Below are 23,241 nucleotides of genomic sequence, written 5' to 3' on the forward strand. Positions count from 1 at the left end.
TCGCCACCGCGGGGCACAAGGGTTGCCGGGTTCCGCCGCCTTCTTTCCGTCCGGTCCTGCCCGTCAGCGGGCCCGGCCGAAGGAGTCGCCCACCGAGGCCCGTTCACCGTCGGCGCGGACCGCGTGCACCGTCAGATAGTCGCCCGTCGCGTCCCGGTCGCCCTCCGCGTGGTTGTACTGCCCGGCGAACGTGTGGGTGCCGGCGGGCACGGTCCGGCCCGCCCGCAGCGCCCACCGGTAGACGAGATGGCCGCTGTTCTCGGTCACCGACACGGTGAAGTCCTTCGCGGGCAGCGAGCGCCAGGAACCGGTGCTGTTCACCCCGCCGGTGAGGGCGATCCGCAGCTCCACGGTGAGCGAGGTGAGCGGCTCGGACGTCCGCAGCGTCACCTCGCTCTGCGCCCAGTACGCGTTGGAGTGCGGGTCCACGGCACCGTCCGTCCACAGCGGCCCGTCCTCGGTACGCAGCGAACCGAGGCCCGCGGGCGGGGTCACGGACGGCGCGGGGGAGGACGCCGCGGGCGCCGCGGCCTGCTCCCCGTGCGAGCCGCCCTCCCCGGCGGACGTGACGGCCACCGCGCCGAACGCCAGCACCCCGCAGACCGCGGCCGTCGCCCCCGCGACCCGCAGCCACGGAGCCGCCGCACGCCGCGGGCGCACCACCCGGGCCGGCGGACGGCCCTCGGCCATGCCCCGCTCCACCCGGGCCAGCATCCGCTCCCGGTCGGGGCGGTGCGCCTCGGCGGCCTCCCGCAGCCGCACGGACAGCTCCTCGTCCTTCACCGGTCTCCTCCGCTGCGCTGCGCCGCGACGGCCGCCTGGACCTGAGAGGCGGCGGGCGCCTGGGGACCCAGCAGCCGCTGCAGTTCCGCGACGGCCCGCGAGGTCTGGCTCTTCACCGTACCCACCGAGATCCCGAGCACCAGCGAGGTGTCCCGCTCCGAGAGGTCGAAGGCATGCCGCAGCACCACACACGCGCGCTTGCGGAACGGCAGCCTGCGCAGGGCTCCCTGGACGTCGACGACCGCCGACACGTCCGGATCGTCGACCGCGTCCCCGCTCCCGCGCGGGGCCCAGAACAGCGCGATCCGCCGTCGCTCGCGCACCGCGCTGCGGATCCGGGACCGCGCCATGTTGGCGACGACACCCCTCGCGTACGCCACCGGATGGTCGGCGTCCCTGACCCGGTCCCAGCGGTGCCAGAGCGCCAGCAGGGCGTCGGCCGCCAGATCGTCGGCGGCGTCGGCCTCGCCGGTCAGCAGATGGGCCAGCCGCGCGAGTTCGGCGTAATGGGCCTCGAAGAACTCATGGAACTCGGCGGCAGCGGCATCGGCGTGGTCGATGGATGTGCCCACAGCTACCTCATCTCAGCGCTCGAATCCCGGTGCCCGCACGGTCGGACTGTGTACGTTCCCACCCGCCGCCCACAGCGGGCGGGCGGGGCGAGAGCGTACCAGCGCGTCACGGAAGCGCTTCGACGTGGGTGCGTAACCAAGTAAGACGTAACCGGGCGAAAACCTGAAGGGGCCCGGGACATGGCAGACGTCCCGGCACCCGAGGCGGGGTGCCGGGACGTCTCTCATGTCCCGCTTACCGCTGGAGCGCGGCCTTCATCATCTTCTGGGCGATCGGGGCCGCGAGGCCGTTGCCGCTGACCTCCGAAGCCGCCGAGCCCGAGTCCTCCACGATCACGGCGACCGCGACCTCCTGGCCGTCACCGTCGTCCTTCGCGTACGAGGTGAACCACGCGTACGGGGTGTTGCTGTTGTCCACCCCGTTCTCCGCGGTGCCCGTCTTGCCGCCCACCTCGGCCCCGTCGATCCGGGCGTTGGTGCCGGTGCCCTCCTCCACCACGGTCACCATCGCGCTGCGCAGCTGCGCGGCCGTGGACGAGGACACGATCCGCTTCATGTCGCCGTCCTCGAAGTCCTCCAGCGTGCCGCCGTCCGCGTCCGTCACCTTGGAGACCATGTGCGGTGCGGCCAGCTCGCCGTCGTTGGCCAGGGCCGCGGAGACCAGGGCGATCTGGAGCGGCGTCGCGGTGACCTCGAACTGGCCGATGCCGCTCAGCGCCGTCTGCGCCTTGTCCATCCCGGACGGGTAGACGCTCTTCGAGGCCCGGACCGGCACGTCGAGCTTCTCGGTGTTGAACCCGAACTTCTCCGCCATCGCCCGCACCTTCTCCTGGCCGAGATCGGCGGCGACCTTGCCGAAGACGTTGTTGCAGGAGTACTGCAGCGCCACGCGCAGCGTCGCGTTCTGGCAGGGGGCGYTGGCGCTCTCGTTCTTCAGGACGGTGCTGGTCCCGGGCAGCGTGTACGGGACCGGGCTCTTCGTGGGCTCGTCGACCGAGCCGTACAGCCCGTTCTCCAGCGCGGCCGCGGCCACCACCAGCTTGAACGTCGAACCCGGCGCCAGCGGCTGCCGCAGCGCGCGGTTGACCAGCGGCTTGTCCGGGTCGGCGAGCAGCTTCTGCCAGGCGTCGCCGTCCGTCGTCCCGCTGATGGTGGACGGGTCGTAGGACGGGGAGGAGACCATCCCGAGGATCTGCCCGCTCTTCGGGTCGATCGCGACGGCCGCGCCCTTGTCGTCGCCGAGCGCCTCGGCGGCCGCCTTCTGGACCGCCGGGTCGATCGTCGTCAGCACGTTGCCGGGCGCGCTCCGCTTGCCGGTCAGCGCGTCCAGCGGATTCTTCAGCCGGGTGTCGGTGCCGTCCAGCACCTCGCTGTAGATCCCTTCGAGCTGCGTGGAGCCGTACGCCTGCGAACCGTAACCGGTGACGGCCGCGTACAGGTCGCCGTCCTTGTAGGTGCGCTTGTACGCGAGATCACCGCCCTCCGTCCTCTTCGATCCGGTGACCGGGGAGCCGGCCACGATGATGTCGCCGAGCGGCTGCGCGTACTGCGCGATGGTGTTCCGCCGGTTGTGGTCGTCGTCTGCGAGCGCCCGGGCCTGGTACGCCTGCACCCAGGTCGCCCGCCCCAGAAGGGCGAGGACCAGCAGCAGGGAGAAGACCGAGGCGCGCCTGATCGTCTTGTTCATCCCGCTGGAGGGACGAGCGGGACGGCGCGCCGCGTTCCCGGTTGTGCCGCTTCTCACCGATTCCTCATGAAAGCGGTCCCGGGGTCTTTCGTTCGGATCATGCCGGGCTCGCGGGGTCCGGCCTGATCCGAACGGTCAGCGGGGCGTGATGAAACCGGACTCGTACGCCGCGATGACCGCCTGGGTGCGGTCCCTGGTCCCGGTCTTCGCGAGGACGGCCGCCACATGGCTCTTCGCCGTCGCCGGGCCCACCCGCAGCCGGGCGGCGATCTCCGCGTTGGTGAGCCCGCTCGCCATCAGCCGCAGCACGTCGGCCTCCCGGTCGGTGAGCCTGGCCACCCACGGCGGCGCGGCGGCCGGCTGCCGCTTCCCGTACGCGGCGGCCAGGCCCCGTACCGCGGAGGGAAAGAGCAGCGAGTCGCTGCGGGCGACGAGCCGTACCGCCTGCACCAGCTCCTCGGCCGCCGCCCGCTTGAGCAGGAAGCCCGCCGCCCCGACACGCAGCGCGTCGTACACATAGGCGTCGTTCTCGAACGTGGTCACGACGACGATGCGCGGGGCCGGGTCGAGCGTGGCCAGGATCTGTTCCGTCGCCCGGATCCCGTCGGTCTCCGGCATCCGCACATCCATCAGCACCACGTCGGGCCGCAGTTCGCGCACCACGGAGACGGCCTCGGCACCCGTGGACGCCTCGCCGACGACCTCCAGGCCGGTCTCCGCGTCCAGGATGACCCGCAGGGCGGTGCGGACCATGCGTTCGTCGTCGGCGAGGACGATCCGGACCGGTGGGCTCATCGCTGCTCCTGTACGGGGGTGTGGAGGGGAAGGCGGGCGGTGAGCCGCCAGTGGCCGTCGTGTTCGCCTGCCTCGGTACGGCCGCCGAGCAGGACGGCCCGCTCCGTGATGCCGCGCAGCCCGCGGCCGCCTCCGGGGCGTACCACCACCGGCTGTCCGGGCAGCGGACTGACCAGGACGATCTCCAGCTCCCCGGCGGCGTGCACCGTGATCCGCAGCCGCACCGGCGCGCCGCGCCCGCCGTGCCGCAGCGCGTTGCTCAGCCCTTCCTGCACGATCCGGTACGCCTCGCGGGACACCGTCCCCGGGACGCCGTCCGGATCGCCTTCGGCGGTGTACCGGACGGGCAGCCCGCAGTGCGCGAGCAGCCCGTCCAGCGCGTCGAGCCCCGGGCCGGACGGCTGGTCCGGCGCCCCGCCCCCGTCGTCGTCCCGGCGCAGCAGCCCCAGCACGGTGTCGAGCTCGCCGACGGTGCGCCGGGTCGTCTCCTCGATCGCGGTCAGCGCGGCCCGGACGAACTCCGGGTCGCTGTCCAGCACCCTGCGGGCCGCGCCCGCCTGGAGGGTGACGGCGCTCAGCGCGTGGCCGACCGAGTCGTGCAGTTCGCGGGCCAGCCGGTTACGGACCGCCAGTTCGGCCGCACGGCGTTCGGCGGCGGCCAGCCGGTCGTCCGGGGTCGGGCCCAGCAGGACCGGCGCCCGGTTCGCCAGCAGCGCCCCGGCCGCCGCCGCGCAGCCCGCCAGGGCCGCCAGCATCGCGATCCCGGCTAAGGGCGCCAGGACCAGGACCCATGTCCGGTCCAGCGCCTCGGGCAGATAGAGCGCAAGGGGGTCGCGCAGACCCGAGAGGAACGGCAGCCCCATGACCCCGATGGCGAACGGCACCAGCGACAGCGTCATCCCGCTGATGACGCCGCCGAGCCCCACGTGGAGGGTGAACCAGGCCGCCGAACGGACCCTGGCCTGCCGGGTCCTGGCAGGCCCGTCCGCGAGCGGCCGGTCCGGCGGCAGCCCGCACAGCGCGCGGGCGACGGCCACCGAGAGCGGCCGGGCGAGCGGGACGAGCGCGGTGACCGCGGCCATCGGCAGGGCGTAGGCGAACGCGGTCAGCTGGTTGGCCGGCGAGCTGAAGACGTCGGCGTCCGGACGGTACAGGCCGACGATCACCGTGCCGACCAGGAAGTACGGCATCAGCAGGGCGCCGCCGATGATCAGGTGCAGCCAGCGCTGCCGGGCCCGCCGGCCGAGCAGGGACGTCACGCCCGGGGGCTCGCCGGTCTCGTCGCGGCCGCGCGCTCCGCCAGGAAGTACGCGCCAAGCGTCATCACGAGCGTCCCGACCAGCATCTGGACAGCGTAGATGAGCACCATGGTGGCCGTGGGCCGATCGGCGATCTCGTCGGCCCGGCCCAGCGAGGCAATGCTCATCCAGCCGCCCCAGCAGGCCGTCGCTCCGGAACCGCCCCAGGCCAGGGCGAGCGGCACCCGCAGCGGCAGCGCGGAGTCGCGGCGGAAGGCGAGGAGCAGGACCCCGGCGACGGTGACGACGACGAAGAGGACGTAGACCGCTTCGAGTACCGCGGAGCCGCTGGTGCGCTCCTCGATCCGGCCCTCGTTGAGTCCGGCCGTCGAACCGGCGGCCCAGAGCAGATGCAGGGTGCCGGGCACCAGGGCGATGAGTGAGGCCGCGACGGCGGCGGCCCGCAGCACGGGAGCGGTGGGACTGTCCGGCAGTTCGCGCAGCGTGCCCTGCCAGAGGTGGCCCCAGCGGTTCCCGGCGTACAGCGCGAACAGGGTGCCGAGGGCCAGCCCCTGGATGATGAAGCCGGTGTAGACGACGCCGAAGACCCACTCGTCCAGGAAGGGCCGGCCCACATCAGCCTTGTTGACCGTGCTCCCGCCCAGAAGCCGGACCAGGAGCTGGAGCGGATAGCCGGTCATGATCGGCAGCAGCAGACCGGTGGCCACCCACATCGGCAGGGCGAGCAGCCAGGCGGGCACGCGCCGGCCCCAGGCCTGGGTGAGCAGCAGGGCGATCACCACGACCGCACTGTCCATCAGGACCGACGCGCCGTTCGCGACGGCCATGGTGGCGCGGTGGTCGAGGAGCGGGCTGCCGTCCGGGATGCCGACGTGACTGCCCGAGATCCAGGCGGCCTTGAGCACGATGTAGGGCAGGCAGGAGACGATCGCGACGCAGCGCAGCGCGGTGCGGAGGCGGTCGGTCACCGGAACGGCGGCGGCCGGTCCGGGAGCGGGTGGGGGAGCGGGTGCGAGAGGTGTCTGCGTCATGGCACCCACGCTGCCGCGCGGCGGGGCGGGGCACGTCCTGCCGGGCGACGATCCGTCTCCGCCGGACGGCGGAGACGGATCGGCTGGGCGGCTCGTCGCGGCTCGTCGCGGCGAACGGCTGCGGCGACGGTCGTGGCGAACCGCGGTGATCGGTTGCGGCGATCGGTCGTGGCGAACCGTCGTGGCGGATCAGACCAGTTCGGGCCGCAGTTCCGGCTGCCGAACCGGTGCGGGCTTCGGATCCCACTGCCGGGTGGTCCGCACATACGCGTAGATCACCGAGACCAGCGCCCCGACGAGCAGTGGGCCGAACACCCAGGCATGGGCGGCCATCTGCGTCGGTATCCAGCGGGCGGCCACCAGGATCGCTGCGAAGACCGTGCTGCCGTAGGCGACCAGCTGGATTCCGGACCGGTCCCAGCCGCGTTCGAGCGAGCGCAGGGCCGTCTCGATCGTGAGGGTGAAGATCACACCGGTGATGATGTCGATGCCGTAGTGGTAGCCGAAGCCCAGCGTCGCGGCGAGTGTGGCGATCAGCCAGAACGTGCCCGCGTACCGCAGGAACCGGGGGCCCTTGCGGGAATGGATGAAGATCGTGGTGGCCCACGCCGTGTGCAGGCTGGGCATGCAGTTGCGCGGGGTGAAGTCGTCGAACGGCATGTGGCCGGGGCCGCTGCGCGGCGGCAGGGTGTCGGGCCACAGGTTGGCCGCGGCCCAGTGCCCGCCGTCGGCGCCGAAGGCGAAGACCGGTCCGACCACCGGGTAGATCATGTAGATGGCCGGCCCGAGGAGGCCGATGACCAGGAAGGTGCGCACCAGATGGTGGGCCGGGAAGCGGCGTTCGGCCGACACGTTGCGCAGCTGGTACAGCGCGACGACGACCGCGGCGACCGCGAGCTGCGTGTAGACGGAGTCGAGGAAGACCTCGCCGAACGAACCGGTGGCCCTGACCATCCGGCCCACCAGCCAGGAGGGGTTGCCCAGCGCGTGGTCGGCGGTCGCCACGTACTGGTCGAGCACCAGCGGGCGGGTCTTCGAGGTGATGAGCAACCAGGTGTCGCCGGTCTTGCGGCCGGTCACCAGCAGCAGGCCCAGCCCGACACCCTTGAGCAGCAGGAGGCGTTCCGCGCCGGTGCGGCGGGTGACGGCGATGACCGCGCACCCCAGGATCACCCACAGGGCGCCGTTGCCGAAGGGGTGGCCGTGGGTCACCGGGGCGTCGGCGACCCAGCGCACCAGCAGGATGACGAGGTCGATGCCGATCGCGGTCCCCACCGCGATGAACCGCTGACGCCAGGTGAGCACCACCAGCATCAGTCCCATGCTGGCGTACAGCAGGAACCCCGAGGCGGGCGCGAAGATCACTTCTCGCGCCTGGGTGGCGATCGGTCCCGGCAGTCCGTAGTGACGCGCGGCGATTTCGAGAGCGACGAGGAATCCGAGGCCCGCCACTCCCGCCGTGGCCCACAGAACCGTCTTCGGCCGACGCCAGGTACCGGACGTGATTCCGTTGGTTATTCGCGAAAACACCCGCGATGCTATAGGTATCAAGAGTTTGGCCGATTTGTTAGATGCTGGTGGAGTACGTCGCGACATGGGTCATTTGTCGCGACGGGTGGCGCGGTTCGCCGGTGCGGTGTGGACGATGAGGTCAATCGCCATGAATTCGAGCATGTTATCGGAGCGGTGTTCGAGGCCCCGATGGACATGGCACATGACGCCGCAGGCCGGCCTGCCTGCGGCGTGGGACGGGCCGGCGGTCCTCGCCGGTACGGGACCTGAAGGCCCTCGGGCGGTCCTCGCCGGTACGGGACCCGAAGGCCGTCGGGCGGTCCTCGCCCGTAGCAGCACCTGGAGGCCGTCGGGCGGTCTTCTTCGTTCGTACGGGACCGTGGCGTCGTCACGCGCCCCGTGCACTCCGGTGTGTCCTGCGCCGCGCGCGGCGACGCATCTGCGGCGACGCATCTGCGGCGAGGCGCCCGCGGCGAGGCGCCTGCCGGTCAGAGCCTCCGGGTCGCCAGCGTCAGTCGGTCCCGCGCGTCAAACAGCGCGTCCTTGACCATCTGCTCGTGCGCCGGGGTGAGCCGGGCGACCGGCACCGAGCAGCTGATGGCGTCCCGGGCCGGGGTGCGGTACGGGACGGCGACGCCGAAGCAGCGCAGCCCCAGGGTGTTCTCCTCGCGGTCCACCGCGTAGCCCTGTTCGCGGATCAGGTGCAGCTCCTCGATGAGCTTCTCCCGGTCGGTCAGGGTGTGCTCGGTCAGCGCGGGCAGTGTCTCGGGCAGCATCTTGCGCACCTGCTTGTCGCTGTGGGTGGCCAGCAGCGCCTTCCCGAGCGAGGTCGAGTGCGCGGGCAGCCGGCGGCCGACGCGGGTGAAGGGGCGCAGGTAGTGCTGGGACTGGCGGGTGGCGAGGTAGACCACGTTCGTTCCGTCGAGCCGGGCGAGGTGGATGGTCTCCGTGGTGTCGTCGGAGAGCCGGTCCAGGGTCGGGCGGGCGGCCGCGACGACCTCGTCGCCGTCGATGTACGAGGTGCCGACCAGCAGCGCGCGCACCCCGATCCCGTATCGCGTCCCCGTAGCGTCCGTCTCGACCCAGCCCAGCTCGACCAGCGTGCGCAGCAGCATGTAGAGGCTGGACTTGGGGTAGCCGACGGCCTCCTGCACCGCGGCGAGGGAGTGCATGCCCGGCCGCCCGGCGAAGTACTCCAGCAACTCCACCGTCCGTACCGCGGACTTGACCTGTGCCCCACCAGACTCGGCAACCGACATGCCCAACGCCCCTTCCAGCCCACTTGGGAAACCCTGCGACTTCTTGCCAACACCGAACGCCCGGAAATAGAGTCGCTTCATATTCACGATCAGGAACTCTGTTCAGAATACCGAACAACTTCTGATGTGTGGCAGTGGAGCGGAAGGAAACACGGTGGCAGCAGCACCAGTCTGGAGCGTCGACCCCCGCACCGGGAACCCGCGTGAGCAGGTTGCGGTGGAGGCTACAGCGGAGGAGGTCGACCGCGCGGTCCGGGCCGCCCACGCCGTACGGGCCAGTCTCGCGGACCGCGCGGTGCGCGCCGCGTTCCTGCGTACCGCGGCCGATCTGCTCGCCGGGGCCAGTGAGCACGTGATCGAGGCCGCCGACGCGGAGACGGCGCTCGGGCCCGCCCGGCTGACCGGCGAACTGGCACGCACCGCAGCCCAGTTGCGGGCGTTCGCGGAGGTCGTCGACGAGGGCGCGTACCTCGACATCCACATCGACCACGAGGACGCCACCCGCACCCCGCCGTGGCCCGACCTGCGGCGCTACAAGATCCCGCTCGGCGTCGTCGCCGTCTACGCGGCCAGCAACTTCCCGCTCGCCTTCTCCGTACCCGGAGGCGACACCGCCAGCGCCCTCGCGGCCGGCTGCCCGGTCGTGATCAAGGCACACCCCGACCACCCGGCGACCTCCGAGCTGTGCGCCTCGCTCCTGCGCCGGGCCGCGGCGCAGCACGGGCTGCCCGAGGACGTCGTCACCCTGGTGCACGGCTTCCAGGCGGGCGTCGAACTGGTGAGGCACCCGCTCGTCAGCGCCGCCGGCTTCACCGGCTCCATCCGCGGCGGCCGCGCGCTCTTCGACGCGGCGGCGGCACGGCCGGTCCCCATTCCCTTCCACGGCGAGCTCGGCTCCCTCAACCCCGTCGTCATCACCGAGGCGGCCGCCGCCGAGCGCGGCGAGCAGATCGGCGCGGGGCTCGCGGGCTCGATCACCATGGGCGTGGGCCAGTTCTGCACCAAGCCCGGCTTCGTCCTGGCCCCCGCGGGCGAGAGCGGCGACCGGCTGCTGAAGTCCCTCACCGGCGCGGTCAGCGACACCGAGGCCGGAGTCCTCCTCGACCACCGCATGCGCGACGCCTTCCTCGCCGGAGTGAGCGAGCGCGCCGCACTCCCGGACGTCGAGCTCCCGGTCACCCCCGGAGCCGGCGGCGAGCACACCGTCGCGGCCGGCTTCCTGACCGTACCGGCGCACCTGCTCGCCACCGAGGGGCCGCACGACGCGCTCCTGGAGGAGTGCTTCGGCCCGGTCACCGTCGTCGCCCGCTACACCTCCGAGGACGAGATCACCGCGATCCTGTCCCGGCTGCCCGGCAACCTCACCGCCACCCTCCAGATCGCCACCGAGGAGGCCGACGGCAGCGCGGCCGGACTCCTCGCCGCGCTCACCCCGCTCGCCGGACGCGTCCTGGTCAACGGCTGGCCGACCGGCGTCGCCGTCGCGCCCGCCCAGCACCACGGCGGCCCGTACCCGGCCACCACCTCCACGTCCACGTCGGTCGGCGCCACCGCGATCGAGCGCTGGCTGCGCCCGGTCACCTACCAGACCACCCCCGAGGCGCTGCTCCCGCCGGAGCTGCGCGAGGACAACCCGCAGGGCCTGCCCCGCCGCGTGAACGGACGCCGAGCATGACCGTGACGCTTCCCGAACTGCCTTTTGCACTGGCACCGTTCGGCCCCGCAGCCGGCTGGACCTACGAGGACGGCGTACTCACCGGCAGCGCGGGCGCCCGCCAGGACCGCTTCGTGCCGCCCGGCAGCGCCGCCCTCGACACGGAGAGCGACGCGCCCCGCCTCCTGGGCCCCGCCCCGGCGGGCGACTTCCAGCTGATCGCCCGGGTACGTGTCGGCTTCGCCGCCGCTTTTGACGCGGGGGTCCTCTACCTCCACGTCGGCGACCGGGAGTGGGCCAAGATCTGCCTGGAGCTCTCCCCGGACCGCCCCACCGTCTGCACCGTCGTCACCCGAGGCCACTCCGACGACGTGAACTCCTTCGTCGTCGACGGCGACACCTACTGGCTGCGTCTGAGCCGCACCGGCAACGCCTTCGCCTGCCACGCCTCACCCGACGGCGAGAAGTGGACCTTCGTCCGCGTCTTCGCCCTGGGCGACGCGGAAGCGGCCGCCACCGCGTCGATCGGCTTCCTCGCCCAGTCACCCACGGGTGAGGGCTGCGAGGTCTCCTTCGACCGGATCGCGTTCCGCCCGACGGGGATCGCGGACCTCCGCGACGGCAGCTGACCGAGGCCGCACCTCGATGCCCCCGCTCTCCTTCCTTGTCGGGAGGGCGGGGCATCGGTGTGTGTGGCGCGCGTGGCCGTGCCGCCGGGACCGCACTCCTTCGGCCGCCGAAACCGTCGGCGAAGCCCTGGTGGGGTCAGTCCCGCGGCGCTTTCCCGGAAGCAACCTTGAATCCGGAGGATTCATCCCAGGGAACCGCCTTCCAAAGTCTCACCACAGCGGCCCAGATGCGGTGCACGAGACTCCAGTCAGGGTTGTCCCCGCTGAGGGTGACGATGGCAAGCAGGTCGCATCCCCAGACACCCCACTCGTCATTGGGTGATGCGGCGATGACGGACTCCGCGATCTCGGCCACGCCTACGTGCAGTTCCAGTGTCAGCAAGTCCGCGACCGGCCTGTCTGTCTCCTCACTGCGAGTACCGAGCCTGAACGCGGCCACCGAATCGTCGAATGGACCCAACCACTCGCCCACCAAACCGTCGCCGCTCTCCAGCAAGTAGTCCAGCAGGCGATCAAGCGCCTCGTCGCCGTTCTCTTCGCCGGAGCGACAGAAGAAGCTGAGTTGGTAGGCCACGATTCCCCTGTCGTCCACGTGATCGGGAGCTGATGCACCGCGCCATCATCCATGCCGCGCCCGCGGTCTCGGTCGGTGGAGTCCCCATGCCCGACGCGGATTCAGTGCCGGATCGTCACCACGATCTTGCCGGTGTGAGTGTTCGACTCCATCAACCGGTGCGCGTCCGGCATCCGCTCCAGACCGTCGAACGTCGCACCCACCACGGGAGCCAGCGCACCGCTGCGCAGACCTGATCCGATGAAGTGGGCGGCGCGGCGGCGGCCCGCCGGGTCTCCCGTCAGGCTGAGGTTGTTGTAACCGATCACCGTCAGGGGCCAGTTCATCGGCAGCACGCTCGGCCGCCCGTCCAGCCACCCGTACACGATCAGCGTCCCGTCGTGCGCCGCCGCCTCGCCCAACGTGGCCAGTCCGGGTCCGCCGATCGCGTCGAAGATCACCTCGGCGCCCTTGCCGCCGGTGATGCGCTGGACCTCCTTCACCACGTCCTCATCGTTCGTCGTGATGACATGGGCGGCCCCCGCGTCCAGCAGTTGCTGCCTCTTCGCGGCCGTACGGGTGGTGGCGATCGGGATGGCCCCGGTCAGCCCGGCCACCTGAAGCGCCGCCGTGCCGACCCCGCTCGACGCCCCGGTGACCAGCACATGGTCGCCGGCCCGCAGCCCGGCCTTCTCCAGCAGAGCGCCGTAGGCGGTGGAGTACGTCAGCCAGGCGGCGGCCGCGTTCACCGCGTCGACGCCCGTGGGCCGGGGGAGTACCTGCCCGGCCGGCACGACCACGCGCTCGGCGTAGAGGCCATGCCCGCTCAGCTCCGCATCCGTGGCGACCATCACGAGGTCGCCGGGCGCCGGCTCGCTCACCCCCGCGCCGACCGCTTCGACGACTCCGGCCGCCTCGTAGCCGTTGCGGGAGGAGGGCAGCGTCGGCGGGTAGAAGTACGTGCCCGCGCGGAAGAGCGCTTCGGCCCGGTTGAGGCCCAGCGCCTCGACCCGGATGAGTACGTCGCCGGGTCCGGGTGCGGGCAGGGCCACCTCTTCGACGGTGAGGACGTCGGGACCACCGGTGGTGTGGAAGAGAACGGCCTTGGTGGTGCTGGGTGTTGATGTGTTCATCTCAGTCATGATGCCCACCGTACGAAGCCCTTCGGAGACGATCCATATCCCAGAAGCGCCGCTTCATGCCCGATCGTCTTTCCTCCGTCGCGCCTATGTATAGCCTGACGGCATGGATGTCCTCAGCGACGTGATCACGGCCGTGCGGGCAGGGCGCCCGCATTCGTCCCGGCGCAGCAAGTACGCCCCCTGGGGCATGCGGTTCCCCGCGTCCGAGGGTGCCGGATTCCATGTGGTGCTCCAGGGTTCGGCCTGGCTGATCCCTCCCGGCGAGGCGCCCGCGGTGCGACTGGGCGTCGGCGACGTGGTGTTCCTGGCCCACGGTCGCGGGCACGCGCTGGCCGACGACCCCGGCACACCCCTGGCCGACGTCTTTCCCGGTCCGGACGGCACCTGGCCGACACCCGCCGACGAGCCGCCCTCCGACGCGTCGGCTCCGGCCACGCAACTGTTGTGCGGTGCCTACCAGTTGAACCGGTCACGCGGGCATCCGCTGCTGTCGCGCCTGCCCGACGTGGTTCACCTCCCTGCCGGGGTCGGCGCACAGCCCGCCCTGCGTGCGGCGATCGACCTGCTCGGCGGCGAGCTCCGGACCCCGCTGCCCGGCTCCGACGCCGTGATACCCGCACTGCTCGACACTCTGCTGCTGTACATCCTGCGCACCTGGTGGCTGGGCGAGCATGCGTCGTCCCGTACCGATGGTCGCGCAGCGGGCTGGGCGGCGGCCCTGGCCGACCCGGCGGTGTCGGCCGCCCTGACCGCCGTCCACGACGACCCGGCCCGCCCCTGGACCGTCGGAGAACTCGGAGCCCTGAGCGGTCTCTCCCGGGCGGCCTTCGCCCGCCGGTTCACCACCCTCGTCGGAGAACCGCCGCTGACCTATCTGACCTGGTGGCGGATGACGACGGCGGGCCGGATGCTGCGGGCCGATGACGCACCCTTGCGTTCCGTCGCCCAACGAGCGGGTTACGCATCGGAGTTCGCCTTCGCCAAGGCGTTCAAGCGCGAGTACGGCGTGCCCCCCGGGCAGTACCGTCGCCGGGCGGGCTGACGGGCGGCCCGCGACGGCTCACTAGGGTGGAGGCAGGACATGCGATGTGTGGTGCGGGTCTTCTGGGGCCCCCGGAAGGAGACACCCCAGGAGCTCGCGGGACGCTGGAAGGCGATGCTGGACGCGCTGCCCGCACTGCTTCCGGAGGGTGGCTCCGCCCCTGAGGGGCAGCCGTGGACCTGGACCCGGCACCACACCTCCGGCCGCCCCGCGGAGCTCCGGCCCGAGGAGGCGGAGCTGTCCGCCGCGCTGCGGGCCGACCGCGATTCCCCGCAGACCTCGGACGGGGCCGGACTGAGGTTGTCGAGCAGGGGCGGGCCGGGCTGGGAGATCAGCATCTCCGGACGCGGCGGCGGTGAGTCGGAGTACGTGACCCAGGCCGTCGTGCTGGCGGTCGTCTCCCCGGACGGCACCGAGGTCCCCGAAGCCGCACTCCTCGCGCTGATCGCGGACACGTGGCAGCCGGACATCGGCGATGTGACCGACGACGACCTTCTCGACGCCCTGGAGGACGACGCCGGCTACGACTACACGCAGTCCCAGCTGTGCGTCGGCCGGCTCGGCTACCTCTCCCCGGGGCGCGCGGCGCTGGCTCCCGACGGGGTGGGCGCGGCGCGTAAGGAACTGCGCGGCGAGGGGGTGCTCCTCGACATCGCCCCGCCCGGGGACGCCGGGGCCGTGGTGGACGCCTATGTGCGCCTGCGGGAAGCCGGCGCCCTGGAGCCCCTGCCCCGCCCGATGAACCGCACCCACCTGTAGAAGGCGCGCCGGGTGCGGGCCTCTGCGCCGACGAGCGGACCGGGGGAATGACGACCACCCCGGCGGGTGTTCCCCCGTGAGCGGAGGGTCCCTCCGTGCTGCGGGAGCAGCCGCACGAGAGCCTGGAGAGAAGAAGAGTCATGCGCGTCGAGATCTGGAGCGACATCGCCTGCCCGTGGTGCTACATCGGCAAGGCCCGGTTCGAGAAGGGCCTGGCAGGGTTCGCCCACCGCGACGACGTCGAGGTGGTCCACCGCTCCTTCGAGCTCGATCCCGGGCGCGCCAAGGGCGACACCGGGCTGGTCATCGACATGCTGGCGCAGAAGTACGGGCGCACCCCCGAGGAAGCGCGCTCCATGGAGGCGAACGTCGCGGCCAACGCGCAGGCCGAAGGGCTCGGCTACCTCGCCGAGGGCCGTGACCACGGCAGCACCTTCGACATCCACCGGCTGCTGCACCTGGCCAAGGCCCGCGGCCGTCAGGACGAGCTGCTGAGCCTGGCCTACCGGGCGAACTTCGCCGAGGAGCGTTCCGTCTACGACGACGAGGTACTGGTCGAGCTGGCCGTCGAGGCCGGTCTCGACGTGGACGAGGCGCGCGCGGTGCTCGCCGATCCCGAGGCGTACGCGGCCGAGGTGCGGGCCGACGAGCGGGAGGCGTCCGAACTGGGCGCCAACGCGGTGCCGTTCTTCGTGCTCGACCGGCGCTACGGCATCTCCGGCGGCCAGCCCGCCGAGGTCTTCGCCCAGGCGCTGGAGCAGGCGTGGAAGGACCGCCCGCTGACCGCGATCGGCGGGGACGCGGCGGCCTGTGACGCCGACGGGGCGTGCGAGGTTCCGCAGGCCGGCGGCACCGCCTGAGGGTGGGCGTGAGCTGCACCCATAAGGTTTGCTTGGGTTTGCCCCTTAACTCTTGGTGATTGACTATGAGTTAAGGGGGATCCAGGCTGGGCCCATGATGATCTCTTCGCTCAGCCGTGCGGTGGCCGCCGAGTTCGCGCCGGAGACCGCCTACCTCAACACCTCCTCCTGCGGGCTGCTGCCCCGCCGTACCGTCGACGCCGTGAAGGCGCTCGCCGAGGAGAACGCCACCGGCCGCAGGGCCGGTGCGGGCGACTTCGACGCGGTGGACCGCGCCAGGGCCGGCTTCGCACGGCTCGCCGGGGTCGACGCCGGCCGGGTCGCGGTCGGCAGCTCGGTCGCCGTCCATGTGGGCCTGATCGCCTGCTCGCTGCCGGCCGGGGCCGAAGTCCTGGCGCCCGAGGGTGAGTTCAGCTCCGTCACCAGTCCGTTCGCGGTCCGTGGTGACCTCCGGATGCGGTACGTACCGCTGGCGGAGCTGGCCGACGCGGTGCGGCCCGAGACCGCACTCGTCGCCTTCTCCTCGGTGCAGTCCGCCGACGGCCGGCTCGCCGGCCTGGACGCGGTACGGGCCGTTGCCGCCGCCCACGGGGCCCGTACGCTGCTCGACGCCACCCAGTCGGCGGGCTGGCTGCCGCTGGACGCCGGGGCGTACGACTACACGGTCACCGCCGGCTTCAAGTTCCTGCTCTGCCCGCGGGGCACGTCATTCCTCACGGTCACCGAGGACGCGCAGCGCTCGCTGCCGCCCGTCTTCGCGGGCTGGGTCGCGGCCGCGGACGCGTGGAACAGCCTGTACGAACCGGTCGGGACGCTCGCCCCCGACGCCCGCCGCTACGACGAACCCCCCGCGTTCCTTCCGTACCACGGCGCCGAGCACTCCCTCGCGCTGCTGAACGAGATCGGCATCGACGCCCTCCACGACCACGCCACCGGGCTCGCGGCCCGGTTCCGGGAAGGGCTGGAAGGGCTGGGCCACAAGCCGGTGCCGGGGACGACGGCCGTCGTCGGCGCGCCCGGGCTCGGTGACCGGGCCGCGGAACTGGAGCGTGCCGGGGTGATGGTCTCCGACCGGGCCGGCAATCTTCGGGCGGCCTTCCACCTGTACAACACCGAGGCCGACGTGGACCGGGCGCTGGACGTGCTCGGGGGCTGACCCCGGCGGTCAGCGGTTCCGGGGGCGGCCCGGTGGTTTCGGCAGGTGCCCTGCCTTCACCGGCCCTCGGGACGGTCCGGCCGTCCCCGGCGGTGGCCGCCGGCGGTTTTCCGGACGGTCAGGCAGTCAGCGGTTCACGGGGCGGCCCGCCGTCTCCCGCTGTCTCCCGCCTCAGGCCGTCAGCGGTTCTCCGGGCAGTCCGCCGTATCCCGGCAGAGGTTCTCCTCGACCTTGGCCAGCAGCCGTGCCAGCTCCTTGCGCTCGCCCCCGTCCAGGCCCGCGAGCGTGTGCTCCTCCAGGCTCGTCCAGGCCCGCTCCACGTCGGAGAGCAGCGCGCAGCTGTTGTCCGTGGCCTCGACCAGGACGGCCCTGCGGTCGGCCGGGTCGGGGCTGCGGCGGACGTGTCCGGACTGCTCCAGGCGCTGGAGCATCTTGGTGACGGTGGACGGATCCAGGTCGACCGCCTTGATCACCTCGGACTGCCGGACCGCCCCCGCGTCCCACAGGTACATCATCAGGAACTCCTGGCCGGGGTAGAGGCCCGCCCCCTTGAGCAGCTTGCCCGCCGCGATCCGGTGGAGCCGTGCGACCCGGGACACGGCGTGGCTGACCGGGCCGCCGCGTGCGGCGCTGGGCAGCTCGGTACAGGCGGGATCGGAGGTCATCGGGGGCTCCTCTGGTGGTGCGGGGCGGCTCCGGGGCCGCCGGACGCGGCGTCTCACCAACTTTACCTTGGTCGGCCAAGTAATGAGTTACAGTGGCACGCGTCGCAGATGCTTGGTCGACCACATAGTTTTGGTTGCCCGGCCATATATCTCTTTCTGGGGGGCTTCTCATGACCACCGCATTCGACGCGCTCGACCTGGCCGGCACCCCGCTCGCCAACCGCATCGCCCTGGCGCCGATGACCCGCAGCAGGGCGGGCGAGGGCGGGGCACCGGGCGAGCTGGCCGCGGAGTACTACGCCCAGCGCGCTTCCGCCGGGCTCCTCATCACCGAGGGCATCCAGCCGTCCGCCGTCGGCCAGGGTTACCCGAGCACCCCGGGGCTGCACAGCGCCGCGCAGATCGCCGGCTGGCGCAAGGTCACCGACGCCGTGCACGCCCGGGGCGGCAGGATATTCGCGCAGGTCATGCACACCGGCCGCATCGGCCACCCGGTCCTGCTGCCCGACGGGCTCGTCCCCGTAGGCGCCTCCGCCGTCGCGGCCACCGGGCAGGTCTTCACCCACGAGGGCCCGAAGGACTTCGTCACCCCGCGCGAGCTGACCGACGCCGAGATCCGGGCGACGATCGCCGACTTCGTGACCGCGGCGCGCAACGCCGTGGACGCCGGCTTCGACGGCGTGGAGCTGCACGGCGCCAACGGATACCTGATCCACCAGTTCCTGGCGCCCAACTCCAACCTCCGCACCGATGCGTGGGGCGGCTCCGTCGAGGGCCGGATCCGGTTCGCCCTGGAGACCGTGCGCGCCGTCGCCGCCGAGATCGGTGCCGCCCGCACCGCGATCCGCCTCTCGCCCGGCAACGGGTACAACGACATCGTCGAGCCCGCGCCCGAGGCCACATACAGCGCGCTGGTGCAGGCGATCGAGCCGCTCGGGCTCGCCTATCTGCACCTCGTCGAGGGCGCGGCCGGCGACCGTGGGCTGACCGAGTCCCTGCGCAAGCAGTTCAACGGCACCCTCGTCCTCAACCCGGCGAGTGAGGGTCCGACCGGACCCGAGGCGCTCGCCCTGATCGAGGAGGGAGTGGCCGACATCGTCTCGTACGGCGTGCTGTTCCTGGCCAACCCGGACCTGCCCGAGCGGCTGCGCGCGGGCGGCCCCTTCAACACCCCGGACGCCACCACCTTCTACGGGGGCGACCACCGCGGGTACACGGACTACCGGGTTCTGGGAGCGTGACGCCGGGCGGCAGGGGCCTGGGGAAGGCACGGGTTCCGCTGTGCGCGCCCTCACCGCCGGACGGCTGACGCGTCACCCCGACGCGTCAGCCGTCCCGAGGCCCCGGCGGACTCGGTGTTTCGGCCGGCCGGCGTGGACGCCGTCCGCCGGTTCCGGCACCTCGGTGTGCGGCGGGCCCGGCCCGAGGGTGGGCCCGCCGCGGTCCCTACGCCTTCTTCAGGGTGAAGTCGGTGGTCACCGTTCCCTTCTTGACGACCTTGACGGTGGCCACCGTCGGGGCGTAACCGTCCTTGGCGACGATCACGGTGAGGGGGTTGTTACGGGCGTCCAGCCAGAGGGAGTAGTGGCCGTCCTTGTCCGTGATCAGGGTGTACGAGGACGCCCATGAGTCGATCTGGACGGTCGCCCCCTTGAGGGGTGCCGTGGCGCCGGTGGCCGACTTGCCGAGCACCGTTCCGGTGATCTTGCCCCAGGTGTTCGGCGGGGCCACCGTCATGGTGACGGGGACCGGTGCCACCGGGTAGGGGGTGCTGGCCGAGATGCCGATCTGGGCCGTGAACTCACCGGGCTGGGTGATCTCCTCGACCGAGGCGTTCAACGCCACCGCGACCGAGACGCTGTCCCCCGGGTGGAGTTTGACCTCCGAGGTGTCCAGCGACAGCCAGCTGACGTCCGAGCCGCCGGCCTGGTCGTAACCGGCCAGCAGTTCCACCGCGGTGGACGGGGAGCTGGGAGCGTCCGCCCCGCCGACCTTGTAGAAGCCGGGGGCACCGCCGCCGCGGTAGGTCGCCACGTCGGCGTTGGGCAGGGACGACCAGGTCCCGGCGTCCGGGTCGTAGGCGTACCCCGCATTGGTGAGGGCGCCGCCGCTGACACCGGAGGAGACCAGCAGCAGCCCGTTGGCCGACGTGTAGGACGAGGCCCACACGGTCTCCGGCATGTCCGGCAGGGCCGACCAGGAGTCGGCGGACGGGTCGTAGGCGTACGCGGACTTCAGCTCACCGGCACTGTTGGTACCGCCGGCGCAGTACAGCAGCCCGCTGATGCTGCCGCAGGATTCCCAGGCGACGTTCTCCGGGTAGTCCGCCGCGGTGGACCACGAGTTGTCCGACGGGTCGTACACCGTCACCGCGGTGGAGCCGCACGCGGTGGTGCAGCCGCCGACGGAGTACAGCTTGCCGTTCAGGACCGCGGAGCCCGCGCCCGCCAGTGGAGCCGGCGAGGAGGCACCGGTCGTCCAGGTGTTGGAGGCGGGGTCGTAGATCTCCAGCTTGGCGTCCGGATCCCCGCCGGCGCCCCAGCCGCCGGCGATGTACAGCTTCCCGTTGATGAAGCCGCGGGCCGGCGCCTCCCGGGTGTCGGCCGCGTCGGCCAGCTTCGTCCAGCCGTCCGCCGCGTCGTAGGAGTACAGCGACCTGGTGTCGTCCGTACCGTCGTACCCGAACGCCGAGTAGATCTTGCCGTCGTTCACGGCGACCGCGTTGTCCATGATGGCCTCGGGCAGATCGGCCACCGTCTGCCAGGCGTCACCGCCTTCGGCCGGAGAGGCCGTGGCACCGGCGGTTCTGCCGGCCTTCCGGCTCTTCGACGACAGGGGCGAGTAGGACCCCTTCTCGCTGATCAGCGGGGCGCCCGAGGCGGCCGGTGTGTAGGCGCCGCTCTTCTCCTCCAGCTTGACGGTGGCGTCGGCGCCACCGGTGTTCTTGATCGTGACGGTTCTGGTGGCCGCACCGCCCCAGGCGAGCGGGGCGGTGACCGCGGCGGGGGTGACCTTGAGACGTCCCGCCTTGAGGGAGAAGTTCTTGGTCACGGTCGAGTCGGCGGCGAGGGTCACAGCCTTGGAGGCGCTGGTGTACTTGGCCTTCGCGGCCGTCACCGTCTGCTTGCCGACCGGCGCGAAGGCCCAGAAGAAGCCGTCACCGAGCGCCGCGTCGTCCGGGGTGGCGGCCGAGGTCGTGCTCACGGCGCCGTCGCCGGTACCGGTGAGAGTCCCGCCTGCGATGCCGGAACCGGTGTTGGCGTCGGTGACCTGCCCGACGACAAGGCCGCCGGGGACGGCCGACAGACCGCGCGAACCGATGAACACGTCATCGAGCTGCCACCACCAGCTGAACTTGCCGGTGAAGTGGAACCGTACCCGGACGTCGGACTCGCCGGCTTGGCCGGTGAGCGCAAGAGTGACCTTGGAGCCGGTGACGGCGGTGGTGTGCGAGGAGACCTTGGACCAGGTGGTGCCACCGTCCGAGCTCACCTCGACGTCGGCCTTCTGGCCGGAGTACGGCTTGTAGCTGGTCCGGTAGCTCAGCTCGGGCAGCTCCGTGCCCGAGAAGTCGAAGGACGGGCTGGTCAGTGTGGAGTCCTGGACCTTCCCGCTGCCCGCCTTGTCGCTGTCCACGATGGCGAAGGCGCCCTTGCCGCCGGTGGTGTTCGTCCGCTTGCCCGGGTCGTCGAACTCCCATCCGCCGGTGGTGCCCTCGGCGTTGTCGACGGTCCAGCCCTCGGGTGCCGATGTGGTCGAGTCGAAGGGCTCGGTGACGCCCTCGTCCGTGACGGTGTAACCGGGCGCGGTGCCCGCCCAGACGTCCACCGGCAGGGCCACATTGGCGGAGACCGCCGAAGCGCCCACAGTGATGTCCTTGGTGGCGCTCCGGTAGCCCGGGTAGTTGCTCGTGACCTTAAGGGTGTACGACTTGCCGGCCGGGAGGTCGAGCGCGTAGGTGCCGGTGGCCGGGTCGGTCTCGACGGGCGTGCCGGGCGCCCCCTCGACGCTGATGGCCGCGTAGAGCGGCCAGCCGTGGCCGGAGCCGTCGGTGACCTTGCCGGACACGGTCCGGGTCGGGACCGGGGTGAGTGCGAGGTTCCTGGTCACCGCGGTGCCGTCGGTGATCTCGACGCCGGGGAAGGTGGCCGTGGTGTAGCCGTAGGCGGCGACCTTCAGGTCGTAGGTGCCCGGCGGAAGAGTCAGCGAATAGCTGCCGTCCGCACCGGACGCGGCCCGGGAGTCGCCCGCGGTGATCTCCGCGCCCGCGAGGGGTTCGCCGGTGGCGGCGTCGGTGACGCCCCCGCTCAGCACGCCGTGCGGCCCGCTGCGGAAGGCCTGCACGCCGTTGGGTGTACCGAGACCGGTCGGACCGTCCCAGCCCGTACCCGCGCCGCACAGCTTGGCCGGGGTGCAGGAACCGTTGGTGCCGTCCACGACGTCGTTCAGACCGCTGCCGCCGGCCGCGTAGGGGTAGGCGGCCGGGTAGGAGCCCGCGGGCGGGGTGCCGGCGGCCGCGTACACGCCGGCGATGATGGGTGAGGAGGCGCTGGTGCCGCCGTAGACGGCCCAGCCGTCCCCGCCGTAGGTCTGGTAGACCGAGACACCGGTCAACGGGTCGGCGACCGCGGCGACATCGGAGACCGCTCGCTTGCCGCAATCAGTGCTGACGCCCTCCTGCCAGGCCGGCCGGGCCTCGTAGAGCGAGCAGCCGGAGCCCGGTCCGCCGTAGCTGTTGAACCAGACCGATTCGGACCAGCCGCGGGCGGTGGAGGAGTCCTGCTCCAGGGCCGTGCCGCCCACGGAGGTCACGTACTGGGAGGCTGCGGGGTAGGAGACGCCGTACGCGCTGTCGCCCGAGGAGGCGACCACGGCGACGCCCGGGTGGTTGTAGTGGGCGTCGAATTCGGTGGTCTCCGCCGGGTCCTCACCACTGCCCGGAACGCTGGAGTAGCCCGTGCCGTAGGAGTTCGAGACGTACTTGGCGCCCTGGGCGACCGCCTGGTCCACGGCGGCGCCCATGTCCTCGAAACTGGCGGAGTCGGCTTCGACCAGGACGATCTTCGCGTACGGCGCGGCGGCCGAGACCATGTCCAGGTCGAGCGAGATCTCGCCGGCCCAGCCGCTGTCGGCCGCCGGGTAGTCGGTGCCACCGCGCTGGTCGACCTTCTTGAAGCAGCCGTTGTCCGTGGTGCAGGCCGGCAGTCCGTACTGCGCCCGGTAGACCGCGAGGTCCTCCTCGGCCGTCGGGCCGTCGTAGGCATCGACGATGGCGATCGTCTGACCCGCCCCGCCGTCGGCCGGCAGGTTGTAGGCCCCCTGGAGCGCGGTGGCGCCCCACCCGTCCGGGGTGGCGGCGTCGGGCTGGACGCCCTTCCTGGCGCTCACGTCGGTGCGGCGCAGGGCGAAGCAGCGGACGTGGCCGGGACCGGGATCGGCGCAGGAAGCCTCCACGGACGGTTTCGTGGTCGGGTCAGTACTCGCGGAAGCCGTCGCGGTCGCTGCCGGAGCGGTGAGTCCCAGTAATGCGATGGCTGAGGCGCCGGCCAGGGCGGTCAGCCCGGTCCAGGCGGATCTTGTCCGTCTGGCAGCCGGTCTGGATATGCCGGTGACAGTCAATTGCGTGTCTCCCATGTGATGCACGGGTCGACCACACGCTTTTCAGGTCGACGGCGAATGGTATTCGCCGGTCACCACTTAGCCGGTATTTGGGAGGCATATGTCAATGATGCGATCGTTAATTGTTTATTTCTCGCGGGCCGAAGTGGATCATTTCGAGCGAATCGAGCGGAAAGAGGCGTTCGGTCGATTCCAGTGGTCTAGGCCTGACGGGCCGCCCACCGTTCGACTCGCGCGATGGCGGGATGCGTGGGGTTTGGGGTG

The 23,241-nt window shown here is 71.8% G+C and carries 19 protein-coding genes; 7 read left to right on the forward strand and 12 right to left on the reverse strand.

Features of this window, described 5'->3' with window-relative positions; all coding sequences use genetic code 11:
• Window positions 1-63: 63 nt before the first annotated feature.
• The 8 genes from EAO72_RS04735 to EAO72_RS04770 all read right to left on the reverse strand — a co-directional run bounded on the left by EAO72_RS04735 (window position 64) and on the right by EAO72_RS04770 (window position 8,898).
• Complete coding sequence (locus EAO72_RS04735) at window positions 64-783, reverse strand: hypothetical protein (RefSeq protein ID WP_148015929.1); 720 nt, start codon at window positions 781-783, stop codon at window positions 64-66.
• Window positions 780-1,355: a SigE family RNA polymerase sigma factor gene (locus tag EAO72_RS04740; RefSeq protein WP_148015930.1), complete on the reverse strand. Its 576-nt coding sequence runs from the start codon at window positions 1,353-1,355 to the stop codon at window positions 780-782. The genes EAO72_RS04735 and EAO72_RS04740 overlap by 4 nt, the downstream gene beginning before the upstream one ends.
• Before the next feature lie 235 nt (window positions 1,356-1,590).
• Window positions 1,591-3,042, reverse strand: a complete 1,452-nt coding sequence (locus tag EAO72_RS04745) for a peptidoglycan D,D-transpeptidase FtsI family protein (protein ID WP_148015931.1) — start codon at window positions 3,040-3,042, stop codon at window positions 1,591-1,593.
• A 135-nt stretch (window positions 3,043-3,177) separates the two neighbouring features.
• Entirely contained in the window at window positions 3,178-3,837 is a 660-nt protein-coding gene (locus EAO72_RS04750) for a response regulator transcription factor (protein ID WP_148015932.1), read from the reverse strand.
• Window positions 3,834-5,096: a sensor histidine kinase gene (locus EAO72_RS04755; RefSeq protein WP_261991321.1), complete on the reverse strand. Its 1,263-nt coding sequence runs from the start codon at window positions 5,094-5,096 to the stop codon at window positions 3,834-3,836. Before EAO72_RS04755 ends, EAO72_RS04750 begins: the two co-directional genes overlap by 4 nt.
• Entirely contained in the window at window positions 5,093-6,127 is a 1,035-nt protein-coding gene (locus EAO72_RS04760; RefSeq protein ID WP_261991322.1) for a hypothetical protein, read from the reverse strand. The genes EAO72_RS04755 and EAO72_RS04760 overlap by 4 nt, the downstream gene beginning before the upstream one ends.
• A gap of 189 nt (window positions 6,128-6,316) precedes the next feature.
• On the reverse strand, window positions 6,317-7,657 hold the full coding sequence (locus EAO72_RS04765) for a phosphatase PAP2 family protein (protein WP_261991323.1): 1,341 nt from the start codon (window positions 7,655-7,657) through the stop codon (window positions 6,317-6,319).
• Between the two features lie 470 nt (window positions 7,658-8,127).
• On the reverse strand, window positions 8,128-8,898 hold the full coding sequence (locus tag EAO72_RS04770) for an IclR family transcriptional regulator (protein WP_148015934.1): 771 nt from the start codon (window positions 8,896-8,898) through the stop codon (window positions 8,128-8,130).
• 154 nt (window positions 8,899-9,052) lie between these two features.
• On the opposite strand from EAO72_RS04770, the gene EAO72_RS04775 reads away from it, so the two are divergent.
• Both EAO72_RS04775 and EAO72_RS04780 read left to right on the forward strand, forming a co-directional pair.
• The gene (locus EAO72_RS04775; RefSeq protein WP_148015935.1) at window positions 9,053-10,573 is read left to right on the forward strand and encodes an aldehyde dehydrogenase (NADP(+)); all 1,521 of its coding nucleotides are present in this window, start codon (window positions 9,053-9,055) and stop codon (window positions 10,571-10,573) included.
• Window positions 10,570-11,181, forward strand: coding sequence for a DUF1349 domain-containing protein (locus EAO72_RS04780; RefSeq protein ID WP_187284931.1), 612 nt, complete (start codon window positions 10,570-10,572; stop codon window positions 11,179-11,181). Before EAO72_RS04775 ends, EAO72_RS04780 begins: the two co-directional genes overlap by 4 nt.
• A gap of 136 nt (window positions 11,182-11,317) precedes the next feature.
• On the opposite strand, the gene EAO72_RS04785 is transcribed toward EAO72_RS04780, so the two are convergent.
• Complete coding sequence (locus EAO72_RS04785; protein ID WP_148015936.1) at window positions 11,318-11,755, reverse strand: hypothetical protein; 438 nt, start codon at window positions 11,753-11,755, stop codon at window positions 11,318-11,320.
• Between the two features lie 101 nt (window positions 11,756-11,856).
• The gene (locus EAO72_RS04790) at window positions 11,857-12,867 is read right to left on the reverse strand and encodes a zinc-dependent alcohol dehydrogenase family protein (RefSeq protein WP_148016422.1); all 1,011 of its coding nucleotides are present in this window, start codon (window positions 12,865-12,867) and stop codon (window positions 11,857-11,859) included.
• 112 nt (window positions 12,868-12,979) lie between these two features.
• Here EAO72_RS04790 and EAO72_RS04795 point away from each other — a divergent pair, with 112 nt between their 5' ends.
• From EAO72_RS04795 to EAO72_RS04810, 4 genes are all read left to right on the forward strand, one after another.
• Complete coding sequence (locus EAO72_RS04795; protein ID WP_148015937.1) at window positions 12,980-13,918, forward strand: AraC family transcriptional regulator; 939 nt, start codon at window positions 12,980-12,982, stop codon at window positions 13,916-13,918.
• Between the two features lie 39 nt (window positions 13,919-13,957).
• On the forward strand, window positions 13,958-14,677 hold the full coding sequence (locus tag EAO72_RS04800; protein ID WP_148015938.1) for a hypothetical protein: 720 nt from the start codon (window positions 13,958-13,960) through the stop codon (window positions 14,675-14,677).
• Between the two features lie 140 nt (window positions 14,678-14,817).
• Window positions 14,818-15,537 (forward strand): DsbA family oxidoreductase, encoded by a 720-nt coding sequence (locus EAO72_RS04805; protein ID WP_148015939.1) that lies wholly within the window; start codon window positions 14,818-14,820, stop codon window positions 15,535-15,537.
• 94 nt (window positions 15,538-15,631) lie between these two features.
• Window positions 15,632-16,693, forward strand: a complete 1,062-nt coding sequence (locus EAO72_RS04810) for an aminotransferase class V-fold PLP-dependent enzyme (protein ID WP_148015940.1) — start codon at window positions 15,632-15,634, stop codon at window positions 16,691-16,693.
• A 179-nt stretch (window positions 16,694-16,872) separates the two neighbouring features.
• On the opposite strand, the gene EAO72_RS04815 is transcribed toward EAO72_RS04810, so the two are convergent.
• Window positions 16,873-17,358: a MarR family winged helix-turn-helix transcriptional regulator gene (locus EAO72_RS04815; protein ID WP_148015941.1), complete on the reverse strand. Its 486-nt coding sequence runs from the start codon at window positions 17,356-17,358 to the stop codon at window positions 16,873-16,875.
• A gap of 170 nt (window positions 17,359-17,528) precedes the next feature.
• Between EAO72_RS04815 and EAO72_RS04820 the strand changes: the two genes are divergently transcribed.
• Window positions 17,529-18,599, forward strand: coding sequence for an alkene reductase (locus EAO72_RS04820; RefSeq protein WP_148015942.1), 1,071 nt, complete (start codon window positions 17,529-17,531; stop codon window positions 18,597-18,599).
• A gap of 205 nt (window positions 18,600-18,804) precedes the next feature.
• Here the strand turns inward: EAO72_RS04820 and EAO72_RS04825 are convergent, their stop codons facing one another.
• Window positions 18,805-22,890, reverse strand: coding sequence for a carboxypeptidase regulatory-like domain-containing protein (locus EAO72_RS04825; RefSeq protein WP_459112816.1), 4,086 nt, complete (start codon window positions 22,888-22,890; stop codon window positions 18,805-18,807).
• Window positions 22,891-23,241: the final 351 nt, after the last annotated feature.

The organism is Streptomyces sp. OR43, assembly GCF_008042275.1.
In the GTDB taxonomy this organism is placed as follows: Bacteria; Actinomycetota; Actinomycetes; order Streptomycetales; family Streptomycetaceae; genus Streptomyces.